Source organism: Brucella sp. (assembly GCF_032066345.1).
GTDB lineage: Bacteria > Pseudomonadota > Alphaproteobacteria > Rhizobiales > Rhizobiaceae > Brucella > Brucella pseudogrignonensis.
Map to the genome: position 1 here is coordinate 1 of NZ_DAMBKZ010000002.1, position 20,290 is coordinate 20,290.

Genomic DNA, 20,290 nt, shown 5'->3' on the forward strand with positions numbered 1-20,290 from the left:
AGCCGGTAGAATACAAAAAGGCGAAGCCCTCAGGCTCCGCCTTTTGTTGTTTTTGGTGGTAAAATCTGATGCGGAAGCCGGATTGGCTTGAGTCGTTTCAAGACAGCGCCAGGAACGCCTCCATCTCCGACTACGGGTCGAATTGTTATGACGGGCGCCAGAAGCCCATTATCGAGTGAAGGTTTCGCGCCCAAAAGCTTACCCATCAGGCCTAAATCCTGAGGCGATGAAAACCGCGCAGGCGATTGGCTCATTTCCATATGCCGACGCACCGCGTCTTCCCAACCGTCTGCAAGAATAGCACCCGGTTTCAGCAACAAAAGCCAGTCCGCTCGCAGATCATCAAAAGCCGACTGCAAATCCGTTTCGTCGTAAAGTGAGCAACCTGCCCCCTCTGCAACCAACCTTGTCTCGTCAGTGGACGCCTTATCCACAACGACAACACGACGCAATAGCCCTTCCACAACTGCCGGCACCAGTGCTGACAGTGTTTGGGCCAGAAGCCCCTCAGAATTTCGCGTGAAAATCAGAACTGATAACATGCTTTCTTTTATATCAAGGCCGCGTGATCGAAAAGCTTTCGGATTATATGTTCTTGCTTTGTTCCCGACGTTGGATTACAAATAGATTCTGAAACGAGAGAGTCGGTTATGGAAATTATCCAGCAGGCAGACAAGGCAGCATTCGGAACAGGACGGGCGGAACATGCCAACGCGCTTGTCGGTGAAGCAGGCCTGCGCATTGACCACTCGCGACGTCGTGGGCGCGGTGCAGGCATCAATCCTAGCGGCCGGTTCGAACCAACCACACGACACGAATTTGATGATGGCTGGGAGACACTTGAAGACCTGCCACCTTTCAAGACGGATGTTCAGGTTGAGAAGCCCCGCACCATCATCACGCGCAATGATTCACCGGATATCAGCTTCGACCGTTCGATTAACCCTTATCGCGGTTGCGAGCATGGTTGCATTTACTGTTTTGCGCGGCCAACACATAGCTATATGGGGCTTTCAGCCGGGCTTGATTTCGAGGCACGTCTGTTCGCCAAACCGGATGCACCACGCCTGCTGGAGCGCGAACTGGCAAAACCCGGCTATCAGGCCAAGACCATAGCAATTGGCACCAATACCGATCCCTATCAGCCCATTGAGAAAAAATGGCGCGTAATGCGCGAGATTCTTGAAGTGCTGGAGGCTGCCAATCATCCTGTCGGCATCGTCACCAAGTCAGCTCTGGTCGTGCGGGATATTGATATCCTGTCTCGCATGGCTGAAAAGGGGCTAGCCAAAGTAGCGCTTTCAGTCACCACGCTTGATGCCAATCTTGCGCGCACAATGGAGCCCCGCGCATCAACGCCGACTTTGCGCCTGCAGGCCATTCGCAAGCTCGCCGATGCCGGCATTCCGTCGAATGTGATGATGGGACCGATCATACCCGGCATCAACGATCATGAGATTGAGCGTATTTTGGATGCAGCTTACGCACAGGGCGCACGCGAAGCAGGCTATGTACTGCTCCGTTTACCGCTTGAAGTAGCCCCTTTGTTCAAAGACTGGCTGCTGCGCAATTATCCTGATCGCTACCGCCATGTCATGTCGCTCGTCCGCTCCATGCGTGACGGGAAAGACTACGATGCCGAATGGGGCAAGCGTATGCGTGGAACAGGCCCTTATGCTTGGCAGATTGGCCGTCGCTTCGAGATCGCTGCACGCAAGCTCGGCTTCAATTCAAAGCGTATTCCCCTGCGCACGGATCTGTTTGAGCCTGTTGAGAAGGGTGGCAAACAGCTTTCGCTTTTTTAAGCGGCACTACTTCTGGATATCGGCGCTCCTATCATCAAAGTGAGGTGAAAGAGCCCTGTGTCTTGTTGGCTTTAAGTGTGCATGAGTTGTCAGTTGTGAGTTTGATCCCCGTCTGGTTTTTTCAGGCGGAAGGCCCCTGCTTTTACGCCACTATCCTCGGCAGGGACCTTGCGGAGAATCAGAAGCAATGCGAGCATTGCCGCCAAATGAAACGCTTGAGTTCTGATTCTCCGCTCCTCTTTGAAATCCCGCTTGCCCCCGACTTCTCCGAAGAGAGAAGGCATATGTCGCGCGGGCTTCGCCATATTGCAGGCATTGATGAAGCTGGCCGCGGACCACTCGCTGGTCCGGTCGTTGCGGCGACGGTGGTGCTTGATCCGAATGACCTGCCAGAAGGGCTAGATGATTCAAAGCGGTTGAAAGCCGCCAAACGCGACGCGCTTTACGAAATCATCCTCGCCAAAGCACTGACCGTTTCTGTTGCAAGCCTAAGCGCGCGAAGCATAGACGCCAGTGACATTCGTAAAGCAGCGCTTGAAGCCATGCGTCGTTCATTGATGGGGCTGACACTCAGCCCGGATCATGCCTTGATTGACGGACGCGATGTGCCGCCCGGTTTGCCCTGCCCCGGTTCTGCATTGGTGAAAGGCGATCAACGTTCCATTTCAATTGCGGCCGCATCCATCGTTGCGAAAGTTACGCGTGACCGAATGATGATCCGTGCCGGCCTAGCCCATCCACCATACGGTCTTGAGGTACACGCTGGTTACGGTACGGCCAAGCATCGAGCGGCTATTGAGACAGATGGGCCGGTGCCCGGCATCCACCGCTATACCTTCGCGCCGATCAAAGGGCGCTATAGCGTCTAAATCATGATCAATGAAAGGCTTAAACCGTCGCCAGTTTGGCTGCAAAGCCAAAAAGCAGAGCCGCAAAGCCCCAACGCTGAATAGATTGTATGACCGGATATCGCTTGAACAGGTTGCCGAGTGACGATCCTGCAAAGGCATAGATCGTATCGAACGACAGCCCGACGATGGTCATTATCCCACCCAGAAATGCAAACTGCATCATGATACTGCCTCTGTCTGGATGAACGAACTGCGGCAATAGAACCGAGCAGAAAAGCAAAGCTTTTGGGTTCAGCAGATTGGTGAGTAAACCCTTACGGGCGGACGCCAAATAAGAGCGTCGTTCAATGCCGTTGGTTGCTGTATCGAGGGACGCCAATGGGTGACGCAAAATGCCGATCGCAATCCAGACCAGATAACAGGCACTCACGATCCGCACGAATTGAAACGCGATTGGAAATGCGTGCAGGAGAGCGGCCAACCCAAATGCAGCGAGCAGGACGTGGCAAGCACGGGCCGTTGCAAGCCCTCCGGCAGCAGCTAGTGCATGGCCTCTGCCCTGCGCAGCTCCCGTCTGTAGAAGCAGAATCATGTCCGGCCCAGGAAGAAGAAATGCAGCCGCCAGTGCGCTTGCAAATAACCACGTCTCGCTCATCAATATCGCCCCGAACAGCTAAAATTCACGCAGCTGCCATCGGGTTGGCTCATTGCATATGATGAATGAGCTACAGCTGATAGAGCTTTCCGAAGCTAACTCGTAAGTGCAGTCCGTGTCCTTGCGTTTTATGGTGCGGAGTGGATCGAAGTTGATATAATCTGCCAATATGACTTTTCAGAATGGTGGCTTATGCCAAAATTAAAACTAGACGCAACGGACCGTAAGATACTCGCTGCACTGCAAGACGATGCGCGTCTTTCAAACGTTCAGCTTGCCGATAAAATAGGGCTGTCCCCTTCCCCATGTTTGCGACGAGTCAAACTCCTCGAAAAAGCTAGCGTCATTCAAGGCTACCATGCGGCACTCGACCGCAATGCCGTGGGGCTGGGACTGACTGTCTTTGTTGGGATCCGTGTTGAGCGCCATCATGAGGAAACAGCGACAGCATTCCGTACGTCAGTGCAGAACCTGCCTGAAGTCTTTTCCTGCCATCTTGTATCGGGAGAATCCGACTTCCTGTTGCAAGTCGTTGTGGCTGACCTCGCGGCCTATGAACGCTTTCTAACCGGTACTTTATTGCGCCTTCCAGGCGTTATAGATATCCGCAGCAATTTCGCCATCCAGACGGTCAAGGCTCAAGGGGAACTGGCGCTCAGCCAACTCGCTGAACCGGACGCGGATTAAGAACTGCTTCCTTGAGACAGAAGACAGAACAGAAAACAAAAACGCCGCCCTTTTGAGGCGGCGTTTTCAAAACTCTAAAAAGACCGAACTTAGTTCAGATTGGTCTTAACCTGACCGAGTGCATCCTTGAACAAAGTGCCTGCAACCTTCGCATCAACCTTGTCGGCAACGATCTTGCCAGCAGCGGCTACTGCCAGATCAACAGCCGAAGCGCGAACTGCATTGATTGCGTCGGTTTCAGCAGTTGCGATCTTCTGCTCAGCAAGCTTGTTGCGGCGAACGACATATTCTTCGGTCGCACGCTTGGCATCTTCAAGAAGAGCCTTTGCTTCGCGTTCAGCGGCGGCAACGATGTCGCCAGCTTCTTTTTCCGCTTCCTTGCGCTTGCGGTGATATTCAGCAAGAAGCTGTTGCGCTTCTTCGCGCAGGGTGCGGGCTTCTTCCAGTTCCTTCTTGATATTCTCGGCACGCTCATCAAGCGAACGACCGATCATACCTGGAACCTTCAGGTAAACAATCAGAGCAATGAAGAGAAGAAGAGCAATAAATGCCCAAAATGTTGAATCCATTTTCGTCTCCTCAGGCGTTTGCGGTTTTGACTGCTGCGGTTACATCAGCCTTGTCGGCTTTGGTACCCAGGAGCTGTTCAACAATCGCAGACGTGGTTTCTTCAGCGATCGTACCGACATCGCTCATGGCCTTGGCCTTGATTGCGGCGATACGTTCTTCAGCCTCAGCAAGCTTGCCTTCGAGTGCAGCTTCAGCAGCAGCACGTTCGGCATCTGCTTCGCCTTTGCCTTTTTCGCGAGCAGCTTCGGCAATCGAAGCAGCCTTGGTGCGGGCAGCGGCTAGTTCCTGCTCATAGGCAGCAATAGCGTTGTCTGCATCCTGCTTGAGGCGTGCAGCCTGCTCGAGATCCTGCGCGATACGGTCACGACGGTTTTCAATCACGCCACCGATGCGCGGGAGAACCACACGCGACAGGAACAGATAGAAAAGGCCGAAAGTGATCGCCAGCCACAGAAGCTGCGATGCATAATGGGTGGAATCGAACGGCGGGAATACGCCGCTGCCGTGTCCGGCATCGTGCGCGACCCCGGTTTCGGTGTGCACAGCATCGGCTGCGCCGTGCTCGCCAGCAGCTGGTGCCGGTTGCGATTCGGTGGCGGTTTGGGCAAACGCCGTGGACACGAACATCCAGATTTCCCCTTTAATCCAGCATATTCTTTTCCAGAGAATAACTCTGGAAGTTCTGGAATATGCTCACTCAGACTTCATATGAAAAGGCCAGCCGCGCTGCATTTCAAGATACAGATCGCGGCAGGCCAGTTTCTTGCGACTGTTGATTAAACAGCGAAGAGGAGCAGAAGCGCGATGAGCAGCGAGAAGATGCCCAGAGCTTCCGTCACAGCGAAACCAAACACGAGACGGCCGAACTGGCTGTCAGCAGCGGATGGGTTACGCAGAGCGCCCGAGAGATAGCTACCGAAAATGTTGCCGAGGCCGAGAGCCGTACCGGCCATACCGAAACAGGCGAGACCGGCGCCGATGTACTTTGCTGCTTCCGCTTCCATGTTAAAGCTCCTTCTGGATTGCAAATTAGTGCGGATTTCTGTTCTGGCGGAAACCCGCCGGCGAGAACCTTAGTGACCCGGATGTACTGCGTCGTTGATGTACATGCAGGTAAGAACGGTGAAGACGTAGGCCTGGAGGAATGCAACCAGGAACTCAAGCGCGGTGATCGCGACCGTCATGATGAGAGGTAGGATAGCGCCGCCAACACCCAGTGCACCAAGCGAGCTCAGCGAGACAACGAAGCCTGCGAAAACCTTGAGCGTGATGTGGCCTGCCAGCATGTTCGCGAAAAGACGAACCGAGAGGCTGATTGGGCGCGAGAGGAACGAAATGATTTCAATGGCAACAACCAGCGGCACGATGATACCCGGAACGCCGCTTGGTACGAACAGCTTGAGGAAGCCGAGACCATGCTTATAGAAACCGTAGATGATGACTGTACCGATAACCAGCAGAGAAAGAGCGAAGGTTACGATGATCTGGCTTGTGACCGTGTAGAAATAAGGGAACAGGCCGATGAAGTTTGCGACGAGCACGAACATGAACAGCGAGAAAACAAAGGGGAAGAACTTCATGCCCTTTGAACCAGCTGAATCTCTCAAGCTGGACGCCACAAATTCATACGCCATTTCCGAAACCGACTGAAGGCGGCTTGGAACCAGACCACGGCTCGACGATGTGAAGTAGAGGAAGCCTGATGCGAGCACCACAGTTGCGACCATGAAAGCCGAAACATTGGTAAACGACAGGTCCAAACCACCGACGTCGATAGGAATCAACCGGGAAACCTGGAACTGATGGATCGGATCGTTGGCCAACTTAACCTCGTCTGTCGTTCCTGCCCTAAGGCGTTTCAGTCTCGGGCGAACCGCCCGCTTTGTCTCAAATGTCTATACGCGAACATTTTCGTGATGTCCGCGAAGACTTATTCCTTATCGCTCTTTTCCACGCTAGACTTAATGTTGCCTTGATCGGCGACATAACCTGCGGAACGGAGCACATTGAGGGTGCCTGCACCGAAGCCTAGAAGGAGAAATACGATTAACCCCCATGGCGACGTGCCCGCGTAGCGATCAAGAGCCCAACCAATTACCGCACCAACCACGATACCAGCGATAAATTCACTGGAGAGTTTCATGGCCTGCGCGACGGAACTGGATGTTTCCGACCGCTCATCCTCGGAAGCCGGTGTCTTGAGTACACCTTTTTTGGCCAATTCGACCTCAAGGCGATTCAAACGCTGATCCAGCCCCCCGGAAACAGTTTTGCTGTCCACATTCTTGCTTTGACCGGGTGTTTTTCCCGGCTCAGTGCCGCTCGTCATTGGCAGCTCCTTTTTGCAAGAAATGCGGGCGCTACAAGCCCATTTCCAAGTTGCGCGCAACATATTGACACACCGCCCGCTAGTCAAGGCAGTCAAGCAGTTGCTTCAGAAGGTTTTTTCTCTTGGAAATACAATAATTTAGCTATTGGTGCGACTCATTTTCCGATCAAAGTCGGAGAACAGGCAGCAATTCGGCCTCAAAATTGGAATCGAATTGGGCGAAAGTCAGCACATAGATTCATCATTGTGCACGCGTTTCAAGCGACCCTTCAGACAAATAAATGTGTCCGAAAGTGATCGCACCCATGCTGTCGGTTATCAGCTCCAACCGCCGCCATAGGTGCGATAGAACACATGAAGGCCAATTTTGGTCATCTTCTTCATGGTCGGCGCCCAGAATGGGCTGACATAGGTTGCATGATAATGGGTGGATGAACCAACTTCCGGCAACCAGATCTGGCCTGCAGTCACAGTCTTTGCCACCTGCTGTGCAAGACGCCATTGCGGGATTTCCGTGACGCGATGCTTCTGACCGTCACAGGCGAAGGAAAACTGGCAGGCATTGAGCCAGTTCCGGTTTTGATAGACAACGCCGCAGATCGTGCCGGGATAAGCAGGATTACGCACACGATTGAGCACTACCTGAGCAACTGCCACCTGCCCTTTGACGTTTTCTCCGCGCGCTTCGTAGTAAACCGCTTCGGCGAGGCACTTCTGCTCTTTGGTTCCAAATGATTCTGCAGGCAGAGGCGTTGCAGCCCATGCATGATCCTGATCGCTGATTGGCGGCACGAAGCGGCCTGCATCGGCTTCCGGTGTCAGAATGCTCTCGAAGGGAGAGGTTTTGCCATAGTCAGGCTTAGAAGGCGCATAGCCCAACGCGAGAACGTCGGGCTGATCATTGTTGATTAGCTTTGCCAGTTGCACCGGCATGTCCGGTTTGGGCTTGGGCGGTTTGACCGCATGAAACGCCATTGCGATTTCGACCTCCTTGCCCTCGACACTGGACTTGGAGAAAGCCATACGCGCATCAATCTTCTCACGAGGGGCAGTAATCATGCTGATCTTCTCAAACATGCTACCTGCATTGAAAGTCCGCGCTGGAGCTTTCGGCTTCACAGAGACAAGACGACCGGTCTTATCGGAGCGATTGATGCGGTTTTCATCGGGATTGGGATCGTCAACACCCAGCTTGGCAGTCTTCTTGCCACCCGAAAGCGCTACGCGACCAATACCCGGAACTTCGATACCGCTGCTGGCGATGCTGCCAGTGACGGTCGTGGCATCGACAAAGGGCATTTCTGCCTGATGGAGCGATCCGACGGGAGCTTTGGCAACAAACGCGGTCCAGCGATGACCGGCTACATCAGCCGTCGGAACAAGGCTGGCCATATCCTGAAAGGCGATTGCGTTGGAATTGAAGAGATAGGTAATTGCCGCCAGAACCAGCGGCACGAGACGATGCGGCTTATGCAGAACCTGACGCGGTTTTGCGCGTACGGCGTAATAGCGACCATCCTCCGGGCAATAGCCCGTGACCGGATAGTGCCATACCGGCTCGGCTACGGCCTTCGACCGGCCAAACAGCGCTCGTATGGAACCAAAACGCACCGCAAACTCCACTCGCAACGATTACTTAACTATAGCGAATAATGGAGTATTAACCTTGATGGATCGTTAACGCGTCTTTGTTTACCCTTTGAAAAGATTGATTAATTTTGAATTAACAGCATTGAATGGCTGTTTGTTTTCATTTGCTTTTTTAGCCTTCTCAATAGCAAATATGTGCAGGGTGAAACGCCTGCGCTTTAACTCGGATGCAGAAGGAATTTTGAATAATGGGCAAAAAGCGATCGAAAGTTCTTATATTGGCGCTGGCAGCCCTCACCTTTGCGGCTCCAATAGTGAATGCTCAGACGCCAGACCGTACAATCATTCTCGCTGATACGGTGAAGTTAACGCGTTGGGCTGACATTCATCAGGTGCCTGACCCGGCACACAATGACCCTTACTATCATCTGGAAGTGTTCGAGCATAAGAAAGGGGCTAAGCCCTGGGTGTTCAAACGGCTCGCTCACCATATGGTCATTACGCCCGACGCACTCGATAAGAGTCGCACTCAGAAGCAAGCCAAAACCTATGCCTATAAGGACGTGGAGTTTTGGATCACGTACAAGCATTGGCGCGACAATCCAGAAAGTCGCGCCCAGACACCTGTTTGTGAGACAACAATCATTGACTGCCTGCGAAACTAACCTGAGTTATTCATAGGCTGAATCGAAGAAGGCCTTCTCAAGCTCTACGGCGCGCTGAAAAAAGCTACGGCATTCTGCTTCCGTCTGAGGCCCAACTCGATCAAGCTCTGATCTCAGAAAAGCAACAAAATCTGAAAAATAAGGGTTGTCGTGTAAAACAATCCACTCAGAGAAAACAAAACTTTCGGGTAGGTTCTTGGGAGCCTTTTGCGCCCAATCGAGATAAAGCCATTCTGCAACCGTCAGAACGGAGAGACAGGCGGCATACGAACCCGAAGTCGCAGCTTCCAGCATTAATGCTTTAAAGGCTGCGGTTGGTTCCGCGTCTGGTGCATCATAACGTTCAACATGGCTTACATCGAGCGCAGCAAAAGCGCGTTCAAAATAAGAATTTTCGTCATTACTAATCATGCCGATGAAGCGCCCAAGTGTCAGCTTGGCATCCATATCATCGCAATTGACGAGTACGCCACCCAGGAGCGACAGGAAGCAATCGATAAAGCGATGATCCTGAACGAGATAGCGCTTCATAACTTCCTGCGGAACAGAGCCATCAAACATTTCCTGCACCAAACGGTGTTGAACGGCCTCGGACCAGAATGGCTCAGCGCTTTTGCGCAAATTTTCGGAAAATCGTTCCGATTTTTGTTCAGCGATTATCGACATAAGTGGGCCTTGGCTCCGCATTCTTGAGGACTTCAAGTAAGCTTAGCCGCCCATCCCGATCATCACAATGCGAAGCGGCGAGACTTGTGCTTTTAAAAGACATCTGGAAAAACTGTCTTGAACAGGCCACAGAGCAGAAATAAGCGGGCAATATGATCAAGAAAATCCTCTTCGCTGTCGTTGTCATCGCTGTTGCTTTGTTTGGCTATACAAAGGTTATGGCGCGCATTGGTTCTGGTGAACCACCGCAGCCTGCTCCCACCGAACAACAAGCCGATGCCATAGAGGTCAATAAAGGCGAACGCCGGATGACCCTGCTTCGGGATGGCGCCGTTATTGGCACATATCGCATTGCGCTTGGTGGGAATGGCGATGGCGGACACAAAGCGCGCGAAGGTGATCAGAAGACGCCCGAAGGCGCTTACGTCATCGACTGGCGCAATCCACGCTCAATGGCACATCTGAGCTTGCATGTTTCCTATCCGAATGCAGCAGATCAGAACGCCGCCGATGCGGCCGGTTATGCACCCGGCGGCAATATCATGATCCACGGCTTGCCCAATGGTTGGGGCTTGCTTGCACCGGTGCATCACCTTTGGGACTGGACGGATGGCTGCATCGGCGTGACCAATGCTGAAATGCGCGAAATCTGGTCGAAAGTGCCAAATGGCACCCCGATTACCATCATGCCTTAAGCTGCTTTAACAGCCCAACGTTCGATGTCTGTGCTCTGACCAATCAATGCCAGACCATTGGCAATCGAATCAAATTGGTTCGAGCTTGTCACCATCGCGTCGGGGAAACGCTTCTCAAACGCGGCACGGATCGCGGGCACAAAGGAAGTTCCACCCGTCAGGAACACGCGGTCGATGCCGTCAAACGTCAGGCCTGCATTCTCCACAGCCTGTTCGACCGACTGCTCGATATTCGCCACATCATCGGCGATCCAATTATCGAAGTCGTTGCGGGTAATGTCTGAGCGGATCTCGAAATCGTCCGCCTTGAAGTGAAGCTCGGAAATTCTTTCCGATGACAAACGGGCTTTGAGATTTGAGACCGCGCGATAGATCTCATAACCATAATCATTCTCGATCAGGTGAATGAAATGTTCGAGGGGCTCCGGATCGACAGCATTCTTGGCAAGATCGGTCAGCGCGCGAATGGTTGCGGGCGAATTCATCAGGAACAATGTGTTCCAGCGAGCGAAATTTGCATAATAATGCTTGGGCACCGGCAAGCGTTTGCCGAAGGATTTATATTCACCATTCTTGCCAAGCAGCGGCGATACGGCATTGTCGATGATACGATAATCGAATGTATCGCCCGCAATGCCGAGACCCGTCTGGCTCAGTGGCGTGAAGCTCAGGCCATCCGCGCCCACTTCGAACCGCACAATGGAGAAGTCGCTCGTGCCACCACCAAAGTCAGCAACGAGAACAGTCGATTCGGCTTTCAGTTCCTGTGCGTAGAAATATGCAGCTGCCACCGGCTCATAGACATAGTGAATATCTGTGAAGCCAAAAGCGCGGAACGCTTTTTCATAACGCTGCATGGCCAGCTCTTCGTCCGGCGTTGCACCTGCAAAGATGACGGGGCGTCCAATGACAACGCGATTGCCCTTCGGAGGCAGCCGATCCCCAAGACGCGCAGCAACTGATTCCAGAAACGTCTCGAGAATATCTTCAAACTTGAAGCGCTTGCCGAAGACGGGTGTGTCGGTGAAAGATTTTTGAGCCGCAAACGTCTTGAAAGACTGCAGCATACGGGTCGAATGCGGCGCATTCACAAATGCATCCATCGCCCACGGCCCGCTTTCCGATGTGCGTTCGCCGGTTTCCCGATCCTGCCAGAAACACAGGATCGAGCGATAACCGGTGATATCGACGCCATCTTTCGGCACACTCAGCACTGCAGTCGAACCATCGGGCGATGCAAGCGACAAAACAGTGTTTGTCGTGCCGAAGTCGATGCCCAGTGTGACGCCGTCAAACTGGCTCTGGTTCACTGTCGTCATGATCTGCCTCTGATGGTGGGGATTTTCAGGAGGCGGCGGATTAGCAGACCAAGGATGCAGACTCAACCCTTGATGCAAAGATCAGGCTGCGTCCACTTCGACAGTCACATGAGACAATCCATGGATATGACCGAGGCGTTCCTTATAAACAGACGGCAACTTGGGGCTATGCGAGGCAATCGCAACAATCGCCGCATGATGTCCCGGACCGATCTGCCAGATGTGCAGATCGGTGATGTGATCCCCCGAACGCTCAAGGTGGTTCATGATTTCGTTCTTGAGGCGCCCCGCTTCTGGAACAGCATCAAGCAGAACCTGACCGGAATCACGGATCAGTCCCCACGACCAGCGCGCAATAACCAGCGCCCCAACAACGCCCATCAATGGATCGGCCCAGAGCCAGCCATAGCTTTTGCCAACCAGAAGTGCGGCAATCGCAAGCACAGAGGTCAGTGCGTCAGCCAGAACGTGCAGATAGGCCGCCCGGAGATTGTTATCCCGCACCTTCTCATGCGTATGACCTGTTTCATCATTATGGTCATGGTCATGTTCGTGATGATGGCTGTGCCCATGGTGGTGGCCGTGATCGTCTTTCAGCAGCCATGCACTCACGAGATTGACGACCAGTCCCACCACAGCAACTGCAATTGCCTGATTAAAGCTGATCTCAATCGGGTTTGTCAGGCGAAGGAAGCTTTCCCACCCAATCAGCAAGGCAATCAAGGCCAGCACTACGGCGCTAGCGAAGCCAGCGAGATCGCCCAGCTTTCCGGTGCCGAAGCTGAAACGCGGATCATGCGCGTGACGTCGTGAATAGGAATAGGCGAGCGCGGTGATCAGCATGGCGCCTGCATGGGTGGACATATGCCAGCCGTCAGCCACGAGAGCCATTGAACCATAAATCGAGCCCGCAATGATTTCGACGACCATCATGGTCGCAGTCAGAGCAATAACAAGCCAGACCTTGCGTTCGTTTCGATGATGGTCTTCGCCGAGAAAGACGTGTTCATGCGACGCCGATAAATTATGAACTGAATGGTGTGCGTGGTGATGGTTCCCAGCCATGGGACGCTCCTTACTATTTCATATAGGCGCGGATGACTTCGATCATCTCGTCACCACCCTTTCGACGTTCACCAGCGTCGTCGATTTCGACAACATGTTCACGCAGATGATCCTCCATCACCTCCGCTGTTAGTCCGGTCAGCGCTCCGCGCGCTGATGCAAGCTGCCGCAACACTTCGGCACAGGCTGCTTCCGAAGCCAGTGCGCGCTCAACGCCTTCGAGCTGCCCCTTGATGCGGCGAACGCGGGCAATGAGCTTTTCCTTCTGGTGGATGGTGTGCGACATGAGAACCTGCTGCTGAAGATATAGTATAGGGGACTATACTACTGATTCGATTATTGAGGAAGCCTATCTGCTGTAACACTTGTGGGAGGGGACTTTTCAAAGCTCGCATCGCGCTTCCATTCGCACTATCTATCCGCACATAATTCGACGCAAAACGCACCGCATATAAAATGACTGGAGAGCCTATGTCCCGCTTTGAAGGAACCACCGCTGTTGTAACAGGCGCTGCCCGCGGCCTTGGCGCAGCGCTCGCCTTCTCACTGGCCGAAGCCGGATGCAATGTCGTGCTTTGCGGGCGTAGTATGAAAGCTCTCGAAGAGACTGCCGACAAGATTACAAAACATACCGGACGCAGAGTTGATACCGTGCAGGTTGATCTCGCTGATATGACAAGCGTTACGGCTGCCATCGACGCCATTAAAGCGAGCCATCCTGCAATCGACATTCTCGTAAACAACGGCGCGATGTGGCTTGAAGACAGACAGGAAGACTATTCAGAGGCGGAAGTTGCAGGTGTCATCAATGCCGCTGTCACAGGAACATTCCTGTTCACACAAGGGCTTCTGCCTGCACTCAATAATTCAAACAGCCCGGATATCGTAACAATCGGCTCGATCAGTGGTTTGCCCAACGCGCCGTTACAGACTGTTTCGGTGCCCTTCTATGCCGCAAAGCGCGCGCAGGCAGCACTCGCGGATGGCCTGCGGCAAAAGCTTGCGGGAACACCTGTCCGTTCCATCGTCGTTCATCCACCATATCTCGAAGACGCTTCGCCACTGGATGATAGTTGGGAAGCTTCGGCCAACCGTCAGAAAGGTCAAGCGGCCACCAGTCGCGATATCGTCGAATCCGTGCTCTTTGCCCTCACCCGCCCACGTCATATAACATTATCGATCACTGTCGATGCTGATGAAGGTGGCGTGTTTGGTTAAGACCCGCCATACCGCGCGCGATGCTTTTCAGCTCCGGCGCGATCAGACAACCGGGCTTGAAGCTTTGGGTGCGCGGTTTCATAGCCATGCCTATGACATGCATTTCCATGATGAATGGCTGGTGGGCGTGACGCATTATGGTGTGCAGGATTTTTTCTGTCGCGGACAGCGACGTCAAAGTACCACTGGCAAGATTATGCTCATTGAGCCGGGCGAATTGCATGATGGACAGGCCATTCAGGACGATGGCTTTGCCTATTCCATGCTTTATCTGCCGCAATCGCTGATTAGACAGGAAATGGGTGGCAACGATGCTGCAATCGGGTTTCGCAGCACATTAACCGACGACCCTCAACTGGCGCAGGCAGTGGTGCGAACCACAAGTCTGATTATTGAAGCCGCACCACGGCTGTCAGTTGAAGAAAGCCGTGACCAAATCATTGCACTTCTTTGCAGGCATCTCGGACGAGCAGAGCCTAAGCCTGACATCATCGCATCCGATATTTCTGCTCGCGCGATGGACTATCTCCGCGCACATTTTGAAGAAGATATCGGACTTGAGCAATTGGTCGAAGCCGTCGGCGCTACCGATCGCTTCTCCCTTTCGCGCAGTTTTCGACGCCGCTACGGAACCTCGCTGCACGCCTATCTGGTGCAATTGCGGCTCGCTGCTGCACGTCGGTTATTGCGTGAGCAGGAAACGCCTGCACAGGCCGCCATGCTGAGTGGCTTTGCCGATCAAAGCCATATGGGTAGATGGTTTCGACGCGCTTATGGGCTAACGCCAGCACAATATCGTCGTGGGCGCACAAACGTTCCAGATTTGCCGCGTTAGCTACGCTACCTGCTCCATTTTGAGCGCGCATCTTTTCCGAAAACAATTTCACACTTTTCGGAATGCGCTTTTTAAAAGGAGCATCCCATGATTTTCGATACAAAAATTGCCATTCTGGTGCAAAGCGATCTGCAAATGTGGCAAAAACTCAATGTCACGGCTTTTCTGGCCTCTGGTATTGCGGGTGCAGTTCCAAATGGCATTGGCGAGCCATATGTGGATGCGCTCGGGCGGGAACATGCCCGTCTATTCAGTCAGCCGGTGGTCATTTTCTCGGCATCACTTGAAATTCTCCAACGCGCATGGCAGCAATCCCTGCAACGGGATTTAACGCGTGCAGCCTATGTCCGTGCGATGTTTGCGACCGGCCACGATGCTGCCAATCGCGAAGTCTTCCGCGCCGAAAATGCCGATACACCGGATCTGGTAGGTCTCGCTCTTCATGGCCCCAAGAAAGACATCGACAAAGCGATCAAGGGCGCACAGTTGCACCCCTGATAAAATAGATTACTGAGGCCGCAGGAAACGTGTGATCATCGTGGTCAACAGCTTGCGGCTCTCCTCAAAGCTCACATCCGGCACCATCAAAGGCAGCATGGGTGCTGCATCCAGCACCGCAATCAGCATCGCACTCGTATGCCCTACATCCAGCGATGGATCGACTTCGCCGCGAGCCTGACCTGCTTTCAAGGTATCGGCCAGCATTCTGCGAATGCTGGCCGTATTGTTGCGCAGAATTTCCCTGATACGCTCGCTTCGGCCCGCCTCAGACAACAGCTCAAACAGAATGCGGCAATGATCGACCTCATTCCAACCGCTCATGCCCCAGAGTTCTGACAGCAACACGGTGGCAGTGTCTTGCCCTTCCGGATGGCTTGCAAAATCTCCATGCAACTTACGCAAATATTCATCTGCCATTTGCTCCACGATTTCCTCCTTGCTGGAGAAGTAGTGGTAGAGATGGCCGGGGCTGATTTCCGCCTCCTTGCAGATTTTTGCAATGGATGCGCCCTGCAATCCTTCGCGCAAAAAACAGCGATGTGCAGCTTCCAGAATCTCCAACCGCTTTTCTTCGTGCTTTTCAGGATTGACGGTGCGAACCATTCATATCTCCATAAATAGATCGATCATTCTAATTATACTTGACACCGAGTCGAACATAAATAGAGTGACAACTCTAATATACCATTCTGCCTCGGCAGATGCACCTAAAACAGCAGTACAGACGAAATGTCACGCCCGAAAATACCAGTTCGGGCGACGGGTTTTGTCACGCCCAATCTGAGAATTCGCAACATGACTATCCGCTCCGTCTTCACCACTGGCCTTGCTTTTTTGCTGGCTGCATTTTTTGTGTTCGGCGCTTATGGCAATTTCTTGCTTTCACCCCAGAACGCGGCCTCCTATGCCCGCTGGGGCTATCCGGACTGGTTTCACTATATAACCGCTACTCTGGAACTGGCTGCCGCAGCATTGTTGATCAACCCAGCCACACGAAAACTGGGTGCTGCAATAGGCAGTTTTGTCATGGCAGCAGCCTGTCTCACGACGCTTTTTCATGCCGAATACGACCACGCGATTGCACCTCTGATCGTGCTCACCGTGTCATTGCTGACGCTCGTTCTGTCTCAGGGCGTACACCCAGAAAACTAACTCAAGCTTTACACTATGGAGAACTACAATGACTGGACTCTCATATGAGGCCGGGAGCCTCGACGCGTCTTCAGCCAACTGGGCTGATCTCTTTTCAGGTCGGCATCTGGCCGTTGTTTCCGTCATGGCGGGTGGCATTCTGCTCTATGCAATGAATCTTTATTTCACGGCAGCTCTGATGCCTTCCATTGTTATGGATATTGGTGGGCAAAATTATTATGCGTGGGTCACAACGGCCTTCGTCATTGCAGCCATTGTTGCATCGCTTTTCGTAAGTCGTGTACTCGACTGGAAGGGTGCCGCATCTGCCTATGTTATCGCCTTCACAATCTTTGCTCTCGGAGCGATTGATGCTGCGATCAGCCCTACAATGGAATTGCTGATTGCGGCCCGCGTTGTTCAGGGGCTGGGCGGTGGTCTGCTCGCTGGTCTCGGCTATGCTGTGATCCGGTCTGCCCTTCCTGAAAAGCTCTGGGCGCGTGCGACAGCTGTTGTTTCCGCAATGTGGGGGCTTGGCACGCTGTTCGGCCCGTCATTGGGTGGCGTGTTTGCAGAATTTGGTTTGTGGCGATGGGCCTATGCTGCACTGGCAGTGGCCGCACTTCTGCTGGCCGTCATTGCCCGTGGTTCCTTCAAACAGGCAAAAACCGGCGGCTATCGCGCGCCCGTGCCATTTGCTTCACTTATCCCTCTGTTGCTGGCAATCATCGCAATTAGCGTCAGCTCTATTCTGCCAATCGGCTTACCCACATTGATTGCAGTCGCCATCGGCATTCTTTTGCTTATCGTCTTCGTATCGATCGAACGCGGCGCCACAAACACGATCCTCCCCCGCATAACCTATCTGCCAGGCAATTCATTGAAATGGACTTACCTGACCGTCGCAGCATTGAGCGCGGGCGTCATGCTCGAAAACTTCATTCCCTTGTTCAGCCAGCAACTCGCCGGTCTCAGCCCTCTATTGGCAGGGCTATTGGGTGCGGTTCTGTCGCTCGCCTGGGTGATCGCACAGCTTTTTGCCGTATCGATCAATTCAGAAGTGACCCGCCGCCGTGCCATTCGTCTCGGACCTTTGCTGCTGACAGTTGGCCTGATCGCCTACAGCCTACTCCTCATCGATCATGCATCCATGGCGACAGTGCTGCTATGGACGATAGCGCTCGGTGTGGCCGGTGTCGGAATTGGCATCTCCTGGCCGCTGCTCGGCGTTGCAGCCATGAGCAGTACCGACGATCCAGCCGAAGGCGGCAAGGCAGCAGCAGCGATTACAACCACGCAGCTCATCGCCTTCTCGATCACATCAGCAATTGCCGGAACTTTGATGAGTGCAGGCGATGGGACACCGCTTAACGCTGCAACCAATGTTTCACTTGGCATTGCGATTCTATGCGTGCTTGGCATCGCATCAGCAGGGCTTGCTACCCGTAAGCGCAGCTAAAATAAAAGCCCGGTTTTGCGACCGGGCTTTTGTTTATCTCTTCTTCTTTGCGCGACCGGCAAACGGATTCTCCGATGTCGTCAGCGACAAGCGGATCGGCACGCCAGGCATTTCGAATGTCTCACGCAAGCCGTTCACCAGATAGCGCACATAGGATTGTGGCATCGCGTCAGGGCGCGAGCAGTTCACGACGAAGCCCGGAGGACGGGTCTTCACCTGCGTCATATACTTGACCTTCAGGCGACGACCAGAAACAGCCGGAGGTGGCTGATGCGCAATAACGCCCGCAAGCCAGCGATTGAGGCGACCTGTCGAAATACGACGGTTCCAGATTTCGTGGGTAGCGACAAGGTTTTCCATAAGCTTGTCGAGGCCCTGACCGCGCTCACCGGAAATCGGCACAGCGCGAATACCACGCACCTGCGGCAGCAGACGCGCAGTCTTTTCGTAAAGATCGGCCAGAACCATCTGGCGGTCTTCGATCAAATCCCACTTGTTAAACGCGATGATAGGCGCGCGGCCTTCGCGGATAATAAGATCGGCGATCTGCAGATCCTGCTTTTCAAACGGGATCGTCGCATCGAGAACGATGATAACCACTTCGGCAAAGCGAATAGCACGCAGGCCATCGGCAACGGAAAGCTTTTCAAGCTTTTCCTGAACGCGCGATTTGCGGCGCAAACCAGCCGTGTCGTAAAGCTTGATCTTACGGCCACGCCATTCCCAATCAACCGAAATAGAATCGCGTGTGATGCCAGCTTCCGGACCGGTCAGAAGACGGTCTTCGCCGAGCATCGTGTTGATCATCGTGGACTTGCCCGCATTCGGACGTCCGACAATGGCAATGCGCAAAGGCTTGGTAGCGTCGTAAGCCGGAATTTCTTCTTCATCCGGGTCTTCAATATCGTCGCCGATCAGCTCGCCAACAGCCTTTGGTGTAAAGACTTCGTCAGCAGCTTCCTCTTCCTTCTCATCGGCAAAGACGCGCTCTTCACCCAGAAGTTCGACGATAGCATCGCGAAGATCAGGCATACCCTGGCCATGTTCAGCAGAAATCGGGCAAGGCTCACCAAGACCAAGCTGGAAAGCATCATAAAGACCCGACTGCGCGCCGCGAGCTTCCGACTTGTTGGCAACCAGAACGACCGGACGGCCTGAACGACGTACAACTTCAGCGAAAGTCGCATCGGTTGGTGTAATGCCAGCTTTAGCATCGATCACAAACAGGATCGCGTCGGCTTCCTGAATAGCGGCTTCGGTCTGCGCGCGCATACGCGCTTCCAGACTGTCGTTTGCAGCTTCTTCAAGGCCAGCCGTATCGATCACCTGAAACTTCAGATCGTAAAGCTTTGCATCATGGATGCGCCGGTCGCGCGTAACGCCCGGCAAGTCATCGACCAGCGCCAGCTTGCGGCCAACGAGGCGATTAAACAGTGTGGACTTGCCGACATTGGGACGCCCGACGATGGCGAGAGTGAAACCCATAGGTTCGTATTACTCCGAAGATAAACGCGGATTAGCCCTGTTGAGCTTCTGGCACAGAAACGCCAGCGCCGCGCATGAGATCAAGCATTGTGTTGGCGCGCTGGCGGATATTTGCCGGCGCCAGATTGTCATTGGCAATCTGCTGATAAAGCTTGGCAGCATCGTCGAAACGCTCTGCCTTCCAAGCAGCAAGGCCCAGCGCTTCACGCGCGCCGGAACGCATTGGATTGCCATCTGCCGAAAGCGTTTCAACGCGCTTTGCGACATCATCATAAGAACCAGAATCAACGAGCAGATAGGCTGCGCGCAAGCGTGCGACATCGCGCATCGGTGACGGCACTGCACTATCTGCAGCGACCGCGTCAAATGCGGCAACGGCTGCAGCCGCGTCACCCTTTGCAGCCTGAACAGAGGCCGCACGCATACGTGCCAGAACCGGATAAGAACCGTAACCGGTCTTTTCCAGATCATCGAGCGCTGCAATGGCTTCATCGTTCTTCCCGGAAGCGGCGAGATCAAGTGCTGCCAGGAACTTGTCACCGGAAGCAGAAGCTTTGCTATCGGTCCAGTGCTGATAACCAACCCAGGCAGCAGTGCCGATAACAACCGCAACCGCACCGCCGATCAGCAGTGGGCCGAAGTTTTTCCAAACCTGTTTTGCCCGTTCCGAACGGAGTTCCTCGTTTACCTCGCGAATGAAACTGTCGTCTGCCATGGACCTGCCGTTTTTATTGGAGTGCAGCACTTCTGGAGCCGCGCTCGAA

Annotated in this window: 25 protein-coding genes; 10 read left to right on the top strand and 15 right to left on the bottom strand. The window is 53.6% G+C overall.

Annotated features, from left to right (window positions below):
- Positions 1-29: 29 nt before the first annotated feature.
- A complete protein-coding gene (locus tag RT142_RS02535; RefSeq protein WP_007873674.1) occupies positions 30-542 on the bottom strand; it encodes a hypothetical protein in 513 nt (170 codons plus the stop codon).
- Between the two features lie 108 nt (positions 543-650).
- On the opposite strand from RT142_RS02535, the gene RT142_RS02540 reads away from it, so the two are divergent.
- Together RT142_RS02540 and RT142_RS02545 are read left to right on the top strand one after the other, a co-directional pair.
- Complete coding sequence (locus RT142_RS02540; protein WP_007873672.1) at positions 651-1,805, top strand: PA0069 family radical SAM protein; 1,155 nt, start codon at positions 651-653, stop codon at positions 1,803-1,805.
- A 206-nt stretch (positions 1,806-2,011) separates the two neighbouring features.
- Positions 2,012-2,674, top strand: coding sequence for a ribonuclease HII (locus RT142_RS02545; protein WP_313027110.1), 663 nt, complete (start codon positions 2,012-2,014; stop codon positions 2,672-2,674).
- Between the two features lie 19 nt (positions 2,675-2,693).
- Here the strand turns inward: RT142_RS02545 and RT142_RS02550 are convergent, their stop codons facing one another.
- The gene (locus RT142_RS02550; protein WP_313027112.1) at positions 2,694-3,311 is read right to left on the bottom strand and encodes a LysE family translocator; all 618 of its coding nucleotides are present in this window, start codon (positions 3,309-3,311) and stop codon (positions 2,694-2,696) included.
- A 192-nt stretch (positions 3,312-3,503) separates the two neighbouring features.
- Between RT142_RS02550 and RT142_RS02555 the strand changes: the two genes are divergently transcribed.
- Positions 3,504-3,998, top strand: a complete 495-nt coding sequence (locus tag RT142_RS02555) for an Lrp/AsnC family transcriptional regulator (protein WP_313027115.1) — start codon at positions 3,504-3,506, stop codon at positions 3,996-3,998.
- 89 nt (positions 3,999-4,087) lie between these two features.
- Here RT142_RS02555 and RT142_RS02560 read toward each other — a convergent pair whose 3' ends face one another.
- The 6 genes from RT142_RS02560 to RT142_RS02585 form a co-directional block, all read right to left on the bottom strand.
- Positions 4,088-4,567, bottom strand: coding sequence for a F0F1 ATP synthase subunit B (locus RT142_RS02560; RefSeq protein WP_007873666.1), 480 nt, complete (start codon positions 4,565-4,567; stop codon positions 4,088-4,090).
- Positions 4,568-4,577: 10 nt separating this feature from the next.
- Positions 4,578-5,195 carry a F0F1 ATP synthase subunit B gene (locus RT142_RS02565; RefSeq protein WP_079211543.1) on the bottom strand — a complete coding sequence of 206 codons (618 nt, stop codon included), beginning with the start codon at positions 5,193-5,195 and terminating at the stop codon, positions 4,578-4,580.
- Positions 5,196-5,344: 149 nt separating this feature from the next.
- Positions 5,345-5,572, bottom strand: coding sequence for a F0F1 ATP synthase subunit C (locus RT142_RS02570; protein ID WP_007632966.1), 228 nt, complete (start codon positions 5,570-5,572; stop codon positions 5,345-5,347).
- A 69-nt stretch (positions 5,573-5,641) separates the two neighbouring features.
- Positions 5,642-6,391, bottom strand: a complete 750-nt coding sequence (locus tag RT142_RS02575; RefSeq protein WP_007873664.1) for a F0F1 ATP synthase subunit A — start codon at positions 6,389-6,391, stop codon at positions 5,642-5,644.
- 107 nt (positions 6,392-6,498) lie between these two features.
- Positions 6,499-6,897, bottom strand: coding sequence for an AtpZ/AtpI family protein (locus tag RT142_RS02580; protein WP_064320226.1), 399 nt, complete (start codon positions 6,895-6,897; stop codon positions 6,499-6,501).
- A 318-nt stretch (positions 6,898-7,215) separates the two neighbouring features.
- The gene (locus RT142_RS02585) at positions 7,216-8,508 is read right to left on the bottom strand and encodes a cell wall hydrolase (protein ID WP_079211542.1); all 1,293 of its coding nucleotides are present in this window, start codon (positions 8,506-8,508) and stop codon (positions 7,216-7,218) included.
- A gap of 227 nt (positions 8,509-8,735) precedes the next feature.
- Here RT142_RS02585 and RT142_RS02590 point away from each other — a divergent pair, with 227 nt between their 5' ends.
- A complete protein-coding gene (locus RT142_RS02590) occupies positions 8,736-9,152 on the top strand; it encodes a DUF5086 family protein (RefSeq protein ID WP_105518205.1) in 417 nt (138 codons plus the stop codon).
- Between the two features lie 6 nt (positions 9,153-9,158).
- On the opposite strand, the gene RT142_RS02595 is transcribed toward RT142_RS02590, so the two are convergent.
- Positions 9,159-9,839 carry a TenA family protein gene (locus RT142_RS02595; RefSeq protein ID WP_313027121.1) on the bottom strand — a complete coding sequence of 227 codons (681 nt, stop codon included), beginning with the start codon at positions 9,837-9,839 and terminating at the stop codon, positions 9,159-9,161.
- 131 nt (positions 9,840-9,970) lie between these two features.
- On the opposite strand from RT142_RS02595, the gene RT142_RS02600 reads away from it, so the two are divergent.
- Positions 9,971-10,513 carry a murein L,D-transpeptidase family protein gene (locus tag RT142_RS02600; protein WP_200635447.1) on the top strand — a complete coding sequence of 181 codons (543 nt, stop codon included), beginning with the start codon at positions 9,971-9,973 and terminating at the stop codon, positions 10,511-10,513.
- Here the strand turns inward: RT142_RS02600 and RT142_RS02605 are convergent.
- The 3 genes from RT142_RS02605 to RT142_RS02615 all read right to left on the bottom strand — a co-directional run bounded on the left by RT142_RS02605 (position 10,510) and on the right by RT142_RS02615 (position 13,183).
- Entirely contained in the window at positions 10,510-11,832 is a 1,323-nt protein-coding gene (locus tag RT142_RS02605; RefSeq protein ID WP_313027125.1) for an Hsp70 family protein, read from the bottom strand. The genes RT142_RS02600 and RT142_RS02605 overlap by 4 nt on opposite strands.
- An 81-nt stretch (positions 11,833-11,913) precedes the next feature.
- A complete protein-coding gene (dmeF, locus tag RT142_RS02610; RefSeq protein WP_313027127.1) occupies positions 11,914-12,897 on the bottom strand; it encodes a CDF family Co(II)/Ni(II) efflux transporter DmeF in 984 nt (327 codons plus the stop codon).
- A gap of 13 nt (positions 12,898-12,910) precedes the next feature.
- Positions 12,911-13,183: a metal/formaldehyde-sensitive transcriptional repressor gene (locus tag RT142_RS02615; protein WP_007873656.1), complete on the bottom strand. Its 273-nt coding sequence runs from the start codon at positions 13,181-13,183 to the stop codon at positions 12,911-12,913.
- Between the two features lie 185 nt (positions 13,184-13,368).
- Here RT142_RS02615 and RT142_RS02620 point away from each other — a divergent pair, with 185 nt between their 5' ends.
- From RT142_RS02620 to RT142_RS02630, 3 genes are all read left to right on the top strand, one after another.
- The gene (locus RT142_RS02620; RefSeq protein ID WP_112808053.1) at positions 13,369-14,115 is read left to right on the top strand and encodes an SDR family oxidoreductase; all 747 of its coding nucleotides are present in this window, start codon (positions 13,369-13,371) and stop codon (positions 14,113-14,115) included.
- Complete coding sequence (locus RT142_RS02625) at positions 14,099-14,950, top strand: AraC family transcriptional regulator (RefSeq protein ID WP_235822275.1); 852 nt, start codon at positions 14,099-14,101, stop codon at positions 14,948-14,950. Before RT142_RS02620 ends, RT142_RS02625 begins: the two co-directional genes overlap by 17 nt.
- Positions 14,951-15,037: 87 nt before the next feature.
- A complete protein-coding gene (locus RT142_RS02630) occupies positions 15,038-15,448 on the top strand; it encodes a DUF2000 family protein (RefSeq protein WP_409558559.1) in 411 nt (136 codons plus the stop codon).
- A 9-nt stretch (positions 15,449-15,457) separates the two neighbouring features.
- On the opposite strand, the gene RT142_RS02635 is transcribed toward RT142_RS02630, so the two are convergent.
- Positions 15,458-16,054, bottom strand: coding sequence for a TetR/AcrR family transcriptional regulator (locus RT142_RS02635; protein ID WP_079211536.1), 597 nt, complete (start codon positions 16,052-16,054; stop codon positions 15,458-15,460).
- Positions 16,055-16,246: 192 nt separating this feature from the next.
- On the opposite strand from RT142_RS02635, the gene RT142_RS02640 reads away from it, so the two are divergent.
- Positions 16,247-16,603 carry a DoxX family protein gene (locus RT142_RS02640; RefSeq protein ID WP_112808055.1) on the top strand — a complete coding sequence of 119 codons (357 nt, stop codon included), beginning with the start codon at positions 16,247-16,249 and terminating at the stop codon, positions 16,601-16,603.
- A gap of 28 nt (positions 16,604-16,631) precedes the next feature.
- Complete coding sequence (locus tag RT142_RS02645) at positions 16,632-18,041, top strand: MFS transporter (RefSeq protein WP_207441604.1); 1,410 nt, start codon at positions 16,632-16,634, stop codon at positions 18,039-18,041.
- Positions 18,042-18,074: 33 nt separating this feature from the next.
- Here RT142_RS02645 and der read toward each other — a convergent pair whose 3' ends face one another.
- Together der and RT142_RS02655 are read right to left on the bottom strand one after the other, a co-directional pair.
- The gene (gene der, locus RT142_RS02650) at positions 18,075-19,526 is read right to left on the bottom strand and encodes a ribosome biogenesis GTPase Der (RefSeq protein ID WP_064320216.1); all 1,452 of its coding nucleotides are present in this window, start codon (positions 19,524-19,526) and stop codon (positions 18,075-18,077) included.
- Between the two features lie 31 nt (positions 19,527-19,557).
- Entirely contained in the window at positions 19,558-20,241 is a 684-nt protein-coding gene (locus tag RT142_RS02655) for a tetratricopeptide repeat protein (protein ID WP_112808057.1), read from the bottom strand.
- Between the last annotated feature and the right edge of the window lie 49 nt (positions 20,242-20,290).

Bases quoted from the DNA above. Each gene is read 5' to 3' on its own strand.
- RT142_RS02535 (WP_007873674.1), bottom strand. From the start codon at position 542: ATGTTATCAGTTCTGATTTTCACGCGAAATTCTGAGGGGCTTCTGGCC.
- RT142_RS02540 (WP_007873672.1), top strand. From the start codon at position 651: ATGGAAATTATCCAGCAGGCAGACAAGGCAGCATTCGGAACAGGACGG.
- RT142_RS02545 (WP_313027110.1), top strand. From the start codon at position 2,012: ATGAAACGCTTGAGTTCTGATTCTCCGCTCCTCTTTGAAATCCCGCTT.
- RT142_RS02550 (WP_313027112.1), bottom strand. From the start codon at position 3,311: ATGAGCGAGACGTGGTTATTTGCAAGCGCACTGGCGGCTGCATTTCTT.
- RT142_RS02555 (WP_313027115.1), top strand. From the start codon at position 3,504: ATGCCAAAATTAAAACTAGACGCAACGGACCGTAAGATACTCGCTGCA.
- RT142_RS02560 (WP_007873666.1), bottom strand. From the start codon at position 4,567: ATGGATTCAACATTTTGGGCATTTATTGCTCTTCTTCTCTTCATTGCT.
- RT142_RS02565 (WP_079211543.1), bottom strand. From the start codon at position 5,195: ATGTTCGTGTCCACGGCGTTTGCCCAAACCGCCACCGAATCGCAACCG.
- RT142_RS02570 (WP_007632966.1), bottom strand. From the start codon at position 5,572: ATGGAAGCGGAAGCAGCAAAGTACATCGGCGCCGGTCTCGCCTGTTTC.
- RT142_RS02580 (WP_064320226.1), bottom strand. From the start codon at position 6,897: ATGACGAGCGGCACTGAGCCGGGAAAAACACCCGGTCAAAGCAAGAAT.
- RT142_RS02590 (WP_105518205.1), top strand. From the start codon at position 8,736: ATGGGCAAAAAGCGATCGAAAGTTCTTATATTGGCGCTGGCAGCCCTC.
- RT142_RS02595 (WP_313027121.1), bottom strand. From the start codon at position 9,839: ATGCGGAGCCAAGGCCCACTTATGTCGATAATCGCTGAACAAAAATCG.
- RT142_RS02600 (WP_200635447.1), top strand. From the start codon at position 9,971: ATGATCAAGAAAATCCTCTTCGCTGTCGTTGTCATCGCTGTTGCTTTG.
- RT142_RS02605 (WP_313027125.1), bottom strand. From the start codon at position 11,832: ATGACGACAGTGAACCAGAGCCAGTTTGACGGCGTCACACTGGGCATC.
- dmeF (WP_313027127.1), bottom strand. From the start codon at position 12,897: ATGGCTGGGAACCATCACCACGCACACCATTCAGTTCATAATTTATCG.
- RT142_RS02615 (WP_007873656.1), bottom strand. From the start codon at position 13,183: ATGTCGCACACCATCCACCAGAAGGAAAAGCTCATTGCCCGCGTTCGC.
- RT142_RS02620 (WP_112808053.1), top strand. From the start codon at position 13,369: ATGTCCCGCTTTGAAGGAACCACCGCTGTTGTAACAGGCGCTGCCCGC.
- RT142_RS02630 (WP_409558559.1), top strand. From the start codon at position 15,038: ATGATTTTCGATACAAAAATTGCCATTCTGGTGCAAAGCGATCTGCAA.
- RT142_RS02635 (WP_079211536.1), bottom strand. From the start codon at position 16,054: ATGGTTCGCACCGTCAATCCTGAAAAGCACGAAGAAAAGCGGTTGGAG.
- RT142_RS02640 (WP_112808055.1), top strand. From the start codon at position 16,247: ATGACTATCCGCTCCGTCTTCACCACTGGCCTTGCTTTTTTGCTGGCT.
- RT142_RS02645 (WP_207441604.1), top strand. From the start codon at position 16,632: ATGACTGGACTCTCATATGAGGCCGGGAGCCTCGACGCGTCTTCAGCC.
- der (WP_064320216.1), bottom strand. From the start codon at position 19,526: ATGGGTTTCACTCTCGCCATCGTCGGGCGTCCCAATGTCGGCAAGTCC.
- RT142_RS02655 (WP_112808057.1), bottom strand. From the start codon at position 20,241: ATGGCAGACGACAGTTTCATTCGCGAGGTAAACGAGGAACTCCGTTCG.